Below are 7,664 nucleotides of genomic sequence, written 5' to 3' on the forward strand. Positions count from 1 at the left end.
GCAATACATTAATTGCCCGTACTGGAAATTCGTGGTAAAGGAAAAAAAGAGGTCTTATGAAAATAAAAAAAATTAATGATATAACTATTTATTATAGAGATGAAAAATATTTGAAAATATTGGATAATTTAGAAAATGTAAAGGTAGGGAAAGTATTCAAAGATGATAATCGAAGTAAGGTTAGTTTATTTACTTTTCAAGGAGAGAAATTAGTCTTTAAAGTTCCTAGGGAAAAAAATAGTCGAAAGTGGCAAAGGTTCCTTTCTATTTTTAGAGGTTCGGAATCTTATCGAGAGTTCAGACAGGCAGAAAAAATATATAAAGCAGGACTACTAACATATAAACCTATCTTAGCTTTTGAGAAAAGAAAATATGGATTTGTAGTAGACTCCTACTTCATCTGTGAGTATCTTTCTGGCGAAACTGGAACGATAAAATATTTAGAGATCATAAAAGATGAACTGGATAAGATCCATAACTCAGGTTATCTACATGGAGACTCTCAGTTAGTAAATTTTATTATTGATAATAGACATGTATATATTATAGATTCAAAGTTTTCTAAAAATAAATATGGAAAGTTTGGAGCTAGATATGAATACATCTACTTAGAGGAGAGCTGTCCTAAAGATGTAGAATATGAAAAAAATGATATTTATTATAAGGGAGCAAAAGGTTTTAATAGTTTACTTCATTGGTGGGGAAGGGTAAGAAAAAAACTAAAGGGAAAAATTTAGGAAATAGATAAAAAAGGGGGCGAAATGAAAAAAAGAGGAATACTAAAGAGTTTTATAAAGCAATATATTTTAATATTAATAACATTATGTTGCACAAGGATTTGGTTTTTAAATGTAAATAATGATGGTAGTTTGACATGGAATGAAATTTTAAAAAGTTTTTATATAGGTGTAAAATTTGATGCATCTATTGGTGGAATTATAATGGTTTTTTTACTTTTATTATTTTTATTATCTAGAGTAATCTCGTTAAAAAAACTTTGGTTTAAAATTTCTATGGGGATATATGGAATTTTAATATTTATAACTGTATATTTTTCAGCAGGAAATATTTATTATTATAGGGAATTCAAGACTCAGTTAGACGCATCTATCTTTGAATATGCAGGAGATAGTGAGATCTATGGAAATATGGGAGCTATTTTTAATTTACCTTTGATATATGGATTGATATGTATACTAGCAATAATAAACTTATGTCTATCTTATAAAAATCTAAAAGAAATTTATTTAGCTGATAAGTTGGGGAATATAAAAAAGAATAGTTTAAGTTTTATATTTTTAATTTTAGTAGTTTTTATTGGGATAAGAGGATTACAGAATAGACCTAGAAATGTAGAACACGGATTTTTTTCTAAGAATAATTTGGCTAACCAGATGACACAAAATGGAATGCTATCTTTGATTCACTCTATAGATAGACAGAGAGAATTTAAAAATATAGATTTAAAAAAATTAGAATTTTTTGATAATGAAGAATTGATTAAGAGAAGTAGGGAATTAGTAGGAAGTAAAAATAATAAATTTTTAAGTGATCAAAATCCACTACTTAGAATTACAGATACAAAAAAGCCATTGAAAGATAAAAATGTAGTTTTAATAATAGCTGAAAGTTTATCGGGGCAATATATAGGAGCACTAGGGCATAACGATCCTGATTTGGCACCTTATTTTAGTGAATTATCTAAAAAAGGAGTTTTATTTACTAGTTTCTATGGAAATGGTACAAGAACTAGAAATGGTGTATTATCTACTAATGTATCTTTTCCAGTACAAGTAGGAAGGGATCTGATGCGTGACCCAGCTGTACAAAAGCCATTTTATGGGTTACCTAGAATATTAAAAGACAGAGGTTATAATACTAATTTTTATCACGGATCTAGATTAAATTTTGATAATATGCAAGGAGTTTTATTGACTAATGGAATGGATAATTTCATTGGGGAAAAAGATTTTCCTAAGGGAATAACTTCTAAATATCATTGGGGTGCGCCAGATACAGTATTGTTTGATAGAAGCGCTAAAGAAATAAAAAAATTAAAGGAACCATTTTTTGCAGAGATACTGACTATATCCAATCATAGTCCATTTGAGATACCAAAGGAATATGATAAATTAGATGAGTATACAAAAAAATATGGTTCAAGAGATCGAAATGCTGGAACTGATGATTCCCTTATGATGAGGTATAATGCTTATAGATATATGGACACAGCTTTTGAGGAGTTTTTTGAAAGTATCAAGGATGAACCATGGTATATGGATACACTTTTTGTGATTGTATCAGATCATGAAATTAACGGAATGCATAATAATATTCCATTACTTTTATATACGCCAGATGGATCATTAAAACCACAAAAAATAGACAGTATAGGATCACAGGTAGATATTTTACCGACTGTTATGGGTTATTTAGGTGGTTCCTATAAGAATGCATCGTGGGGAAAGGATATACTTAATGCAAAAGATGGCGAGAGGATGGCGTATACAAAATCTCCTAAGCAATTTGAAAAAGCAGTGATTATGTATAAAGACTATTACTATGAAAAAAATGGAAGGAATTTTTCTCTTAAAGATAGAAAAACATTAAAAAATTTAGATTCTAAAGGAAAAGAAAATGATATAGAAAAGATGGAGGATTTCATAAAATTACATCTCCAATTATCAGAAATTATGATAAGGAAAAGAAGTTTTGCAGATGTAGATGATGATATGTCGTTAAAAGATTTAAAAAGTCATTAAAAATAGTTTAAAAAAGAAGAAATTGTAGGTTATAAAAAAAGGAATCGAGAACTATAAGTTCTCGATTCCTTTTAAATTGAATTATATCTAAAAAAGTTTATTTTACTGCTTCTGCACCTTTATTTAAAGCTTCTCTATTCATAGGAACAAATTTAGCTTTATTTTCTCCGAAAACTTTTACAAAAGCTTGTAAAACACTATCTTGAGCTACAGTTTTAGTAAGTTCTAAGAAAGCTCCCAACATAACCATGTTAGCGGCTTTAACAGTTCCACAAGATTCAGCAATTGTATTTGCATCGATATAGAAAGCATCTATATCAGTTCTAGTGGTTTTATCCTTGATTAAAGATGAGTTTATAAGTATTTTCCCCCCAGAAATTACATCCACTTCAAATTTATCTAAAGAAGGTTTGTTCATAGCGATTAAACATGTGGCATCTCCTACAACTACAGGTGATCCAATAAGACCATCAGAGACGATAACACCACAGTTAGCAGTTCCTCCTCTCATTTCAGGACCGTAAGATGGTAACCATGAAACTTGTTTCTCTTCTATCATTCCAGCATATGCTAATAATTGACCTAAAGACATTACACCTTGTCCACCAAATCCAGCAGCGATTACTTTCTCATTCATTATTTATCCCCTCCTTCAGGAGTTCTAATATTACCTAATGGGTAATATGGAATCATGTTTTCTTCTAACCATTTTAATGAATCCACAGGAGTCATTCCCCAGTTTGTAGGACAAGTAGATAATACTTCTATGATTCCAAAACCATCACCATTTATTTGCATCTCAAAAGCTTTTTTTATTGCAGCTTTAGTTTTTCTAACACCGGCAGGGTTATGGACTGTAGATCTCTCAACGAATTTAGCTCCATCTAAAGTAGCTAACATTTCAGATATTCTAATTGGCATTCCCGCTTTTTTAGGATCTCTTCCTAATGGAGCTGTAGTAGCTTTTTGACCAACTAAAGTAGTAGGAGCCATTTGTCCGCCAGTCATTCCATAGATAGCATTGTTGATAAATATAGTTGTAAAATTTTCTCCTCTAGCAGCAGCATGCACAATTTCAGCAGTACCAATAGAAGCCAAATCGCCATCACCTTGATAAGTAAATACTACTTTATTAGGTTGAACTCTTTTTATTCCAGTAGCTACAGCAGGAGCTCTTCCATGAGCAGCTTGTTGAACGTCACAATTGAAATATTTATATGCAAGTACAGAACATCCAACTGGTGCAACACCGATAGTTTCCCCTAATACTCCTAATTCTTCTAAAACTTCTCCAACCAATCTATGAACGATTCCGTGGGTACATCCAGGACAGTAATGAGATTTTACGTCTGTAAGTCCTTTTGTTCCTTTAAAAACAACTGCCATTATTTAGCACCTCCAACAAGTTTCTTAACTGCTTCTACAACGCCAGCAGGAGTTGGAATAACTCCACCAGTTCTTCCGAAGAATGCAGTAGGTAATTTACCATTTAAAGATAATCTAACGTCTTCGATCATTTGTCCTCTACTCATTTCAACTGTTAATACATTAGTTGTAGTAGAATCAATATGGTCAAAAGCTTTCTTAGGGAATGGCCACAGTGTAATTGGTCTGATTAGTCCAACTTTAATTCCATCTTTCTCTAAGGTATCAATAGCATTTTTGACTATTCTAGCAGTAGTTCCGTAAGCTGCAATTACTATTTCAGCACCTTCTAGTTTATATTCTTCCCATCTACATTCTTTTTCTTCTATTAAGTTAAATTTTTCTTCTAATCTAAGAATATGATTTTCTAAGTCGTGAGCATCTAAGAATAGGGAGTTGATAACATTAGGTTTTCTCTCTTCTTTAGTTCCGTTAGTTGCCCATGTTTTTTCTTCTAATTTTCTTTTAGGAATATCTTTAAATTCAACTGGTTCCATCATTTGACCGATCATTCCATCAGCTATGACCATAACTGGAGTTCTGTATTGATCAGCTACGTCAAAAGCTTCTTGAATTAAGTCAACTGTTTCTTGAATAGATGCAGGGGCATATACTGGCATGAAATAGTCACCATTACCTCCGCCTTTAACAGACATAAAGTAGTCAGATTGAGCAGGTTGAATCCCTCCTAGACCAGGACCTCCTCTCATCATGTTTACTATAACTGCTGGTAATTCTGCTCCAGCTAAGTAAGAGATTCCTTCTTGCTTAAGTGCCATACCAGGTGAAGAAGATGAAGTCATTACTCTTGCTCCAGATCCTGCAGCACCGTAAACCATATTTATAGCAGCTACCTCAGATTCAGCTTGAACAAATTCTCCTCCAACTTCAGGAAGTTTTTTAGACATATATTCTGGAATTTCATTTTGTGGTGTGATAGGATAACCGAAGAAATATTTACATCCAGCTTTAATAGCGGCAGCACCGACTGCTTCGTTACCTTTCATAAGTACTTTAGACATTATTTTAGTCCTCCTTTATTAATTTCTTTCAACTGTGATAACAGAATCTGGACACATAAGACCACATTGAGCACAACCGATACATTTATCTTTATTTGCTTCACTCACGTGAGCTGGGTTATACCCCTTTGAGTTTGTAATAGTTCTATCTAATTCAATTATTTTAACTGGACAGACAGATACACATAGTTGACAACCTTTGCAACGATCTTGATTAAAACTAACAATTCCTTTTGCCATTCTAAACCTCCTAATTTGTATTTATACGGGGTAGATATGAGACGCTACCTTTACGTTTAACTTACTTTTTTAACTCATCCAATTTTCTCTCATTACTAGAGACGTTGTGATACAGATATCTTTTAATTCTTGAGGTAGTTGTTTTTCTACTTCCTTAATACATGATATATATTTAATCGGGAGATTCAATTTTTTTGAAACTTCCTCAGAAATTTTTTGACCAAATAAAACATCTGCCAGTGTAGTTTGTTTCATCATATGAGTATTGTTTACTAATCCAGTAACTTTAATTCCAGTAGTTTTTTCGATAGACTGTAGGTGTGAGATAACATCTTCAGCATTTTGTGTTTCAGGTCTATATGCATTAATAATGAAAAACATGTCATAATCATCAGATCTGATATCTTTAGTTTGAGAAGCTAAAGCTCTAGCTCCTACATTGTCTCCTCCTACATCTAAAATTAAATTCCATTCGTTACCTACTATTAATGTTTCTACTTCTCCACTAATCGCAGGTAAGTCTAGAGCTGTTCCATTTAGAGAACTATATATAACTTTTATACCTTGTTTTTTCAAAAATTCCGCTTTTTCCCTACTTCTAAAATAGGGATTAACTACATCCATATCAGCGATGGCAACTTTGTCTTGAGATGCCTTAAGAGCCAAAGAATAGTTGATTGCAAATTCGGTTTTTCCACTTCCGTAGTGTCCACAAATAATTCTGATTCTATTATCTTTTAGCATTTTGCACTCCTAAGTTACTATATTTTTAGTACATATAATTAATTATACTTTAGAAATGATTGAAAAGTCAATAGAAAAAAAGCTTTTTTGATCTAATTAGAATTGAAATGGAATGTAATGTTTAGATAACATACGGTATATACATATATGTAGCCTTGTATTTATAAAGAATTTTTCTAAAATACAGATATTTGTACCAAAAAAATGAACAAATATTTTTATTTTATTTTTGTTGACATAAAATTTAAAAATTGTATAATTAAAATAGTAATATTATAAATAAAAAACGGAGGTAAGATCATGTCAAAAAGATATATTCATACAGACAATGCACCAGCAGCATTAGGGCCATATTCACAAGCGGTAGAAGTAAATGGAACATTATATGTTTCAGGACAAATCCCATTTGTACCTGCTACAATGGAATTAGTATCTGAAGATGTACAAGAGCAAACGAAACAATCACTAGAAAATATAAAGGCTATTCTTACTGAAGCTGGATACTCTTTAGCTGATGTTGTAAAGGCTGGAGTTTTCATTAAAGATATGAACGACTTTGGAAAAATAAACGAGATCTATGCACAATACTTTACAGATACAAAACCTGCTAGAGCTTGTGTAGAAGTGGCTAGATTACCAAAAGATGTTAAAATTGAGATAGAAGTAATTGCAGTAAAATAATTTGGATATATTATAGAATTTAGGAGGACTTTTAGGTTCTTCTATTTTTTATTATATAAAACTAAAAAAACTAATTGATATTTAATATATACATAATATTGTAGGTAAATGAAAGATATATAACTCAAAACAAGACTATTTATTAGAAAAAACTTATTTTTTTCTAATAAAATTCTAATTTTATGTTAAATATTTTTTGGTATTTAGAATTTTTTATTAGTACTTTTGGCTAAAAAAAGCTTAAAATAGTATGAAAATATATTTAAAATAAAAATTAAATTTTAAAAAGAAAAGAAAAAGAAGTATTATATTAGTATAAGTATGTTATAAAAATAAAATAAGGGAGGAAAGAATGAAAAAAAAATTATTAATATTTGGAGTATTGGCCACTTTATTATTCACAGGCTGTGGAGGATCGGAGAAGGAAGCGGTAGGAGTAGCAGAGGGAACTGGAACTCAAGCAGAACAATCTGGAAAAATAGATAAAAATCAAGAAATTAACTTATTTATACAAGCTGAACCTAAAACGCTAGATCCATCTAAGGGAACAGATAGTTATTCTTCTCAAATTTTAATAAAAATAACAGAACCATTAGTTACAACATCAGTAGATGAAAATGGGGGAGAAAAGATAGCTCCAGCAGGAGCTGAATCTTGGACAGTATCAGAAGATAAATTAGTATATACATTTAAAATTAGAGATATGAAATGGGAGGATGGTCAAACTGTAACAGCCGAAGATTATGTCTATGGAATGATAAGAACATTGGACCCTAATACAGGATCTATA

General features: G+C 31.1%; 9 protein-coding genes. 4 read left to right on the plus strand and 5 right to left on the minus strand.

Features of this window, described 5'->3' with window-relative positions; all coding sequences use genetic code 11:
* Positions 1-56 precede the first annotated feature (56 nt).
* The gene (locus WBG30_RS11945; RefSeq protein WP_424504886.1) at positions 57-737 is read left to right on the plus strand and encodes a lipopolysaccharide core heptose(II) kinase RfaY; all 681 of its coding nucleotides are present in this window, start codon (positions 57-59) and stop codon (positions 735-737) included.
* 24 nt (positions 738-761) lie between these two features.
* A complete protein-coding gene (locus WBG30_RS11950; protein WP_424504887.1) occupies positions 762-2,762 on the plus strand; it encodes an LTA synthase family protein in 2,001 nt (666 codons plus the stop codon).
* Between the two features lie 97 nt (positions 2,763-2,859).
* Here the strand turns inward: WBG30_RS11950 and WBG30_RS11955 are convergent, their stop codons facing one another.
* The 5 genes from WBG30_RS11955 to WBG30_RS11975 all read right to left on the minus strand — a co-directional run bounded on the left by WBG30_RS11955 (position 2,860) and on the right by WBG30_RS11975 (position 6,193).
* The gene (locus WBG30_RS11955) at positions 2,860-3,399 is read right to left on the minus strand and encodes a 2-oxoacid:acceptor oxidoreductase family protein (RefSeq protein ID WP_424504888.1); all 540 of its coding nucleotides are present in this window, start codon (positions 3,397-3,399) and stop codon (positions 2,860-2,862) included.
* Positions 3,399-4,148, minus strand: a complete 750-nt coding sequence (locus WBG30_RS11960) for a thiamine pyrophosphate-dependent enzyme (protein WP_424504889.1) — start codon at positions 4,146-4,148, stop codon at positions 3,399-3,401. The genes WBG30_RS11955 and WBG30_RS11960 overlap by 1 nt, the downstream gene beginning before the upstream one ends.
* Positions 4,148-5,209, minus strand: coding sequence for a 3-methyl-2-oxobutanoate dehydrogenase subunit VorB (locus WBG30_RS11965; protein WP_424504890.1), 1,062 nt, complete (start codon positions 5,207-5,209; stop codon positions 4,148-4,150). Before WBG30_RS11965 ends, WBG30_RS11960 begins: the two co-directional genes overlap by 1 nt.
* A gap of 18 nt (positions 5,210-5,227) precedes the next feature.
* Entirely contained in the window at positions 5,228-5,449 is a 222-nt protein-coding gene (locus WBG30_RS11970; RefSeq protein WP_424504891.1) for a 4Fe-4S dicluster domain-containing protein, read from the minus strand.
* Between the two features lie 69 nt (positions 5,450-5,518).
* Complete coding sequence (locus WBG30_RS11975) at positions 5,519-6,193, minus strand: hypothetical protein (RefSeq protein WP_424504892.1); 675 nt, start codon at positions 6,191-6,193, stop codon at positions 5,519-5,521.
* A 300-nt stretch (positions 6,194-6,493) separates the two neighbouring features.
* Here WBG30_RS11975 and WBG30_RS11980 point away from each other — a divergent pair, with 300 nt between their 5' ends.
* Both WBG30_RS11980 and WBG30_RS11985 read left to right on the plus strand, forming a co-directional pair.
* Positions 6,494-6,874, plus strand: a complete 381-nt coding sequence (locus WBG30_RS11980; protein WP_424504893.1) for a RidA family protein — start codon at positions 6,494-6,496, stop codon at positions 6,872-6,874.
* Between the two features lie 352 nt (positions 6,875-7,226).
* A partial coding sequence (locus WBG30_RS11985; RefSeq protein WP_424504894.1) for an ABC transporter substrate-binding protein occupies positions 7,227-7,664 on the plus strand: 438 nt, incomplete at its 3' end.

It is taken from the genome of Psychrilyobacter sp., assembly GCF_049671765.1.
Classification (GTDB): Bacteria; Fusobacteriota; Fusobacteriia; order Fusobacteriales; family Fusobacteriaceae; genus Psychrilyobacter.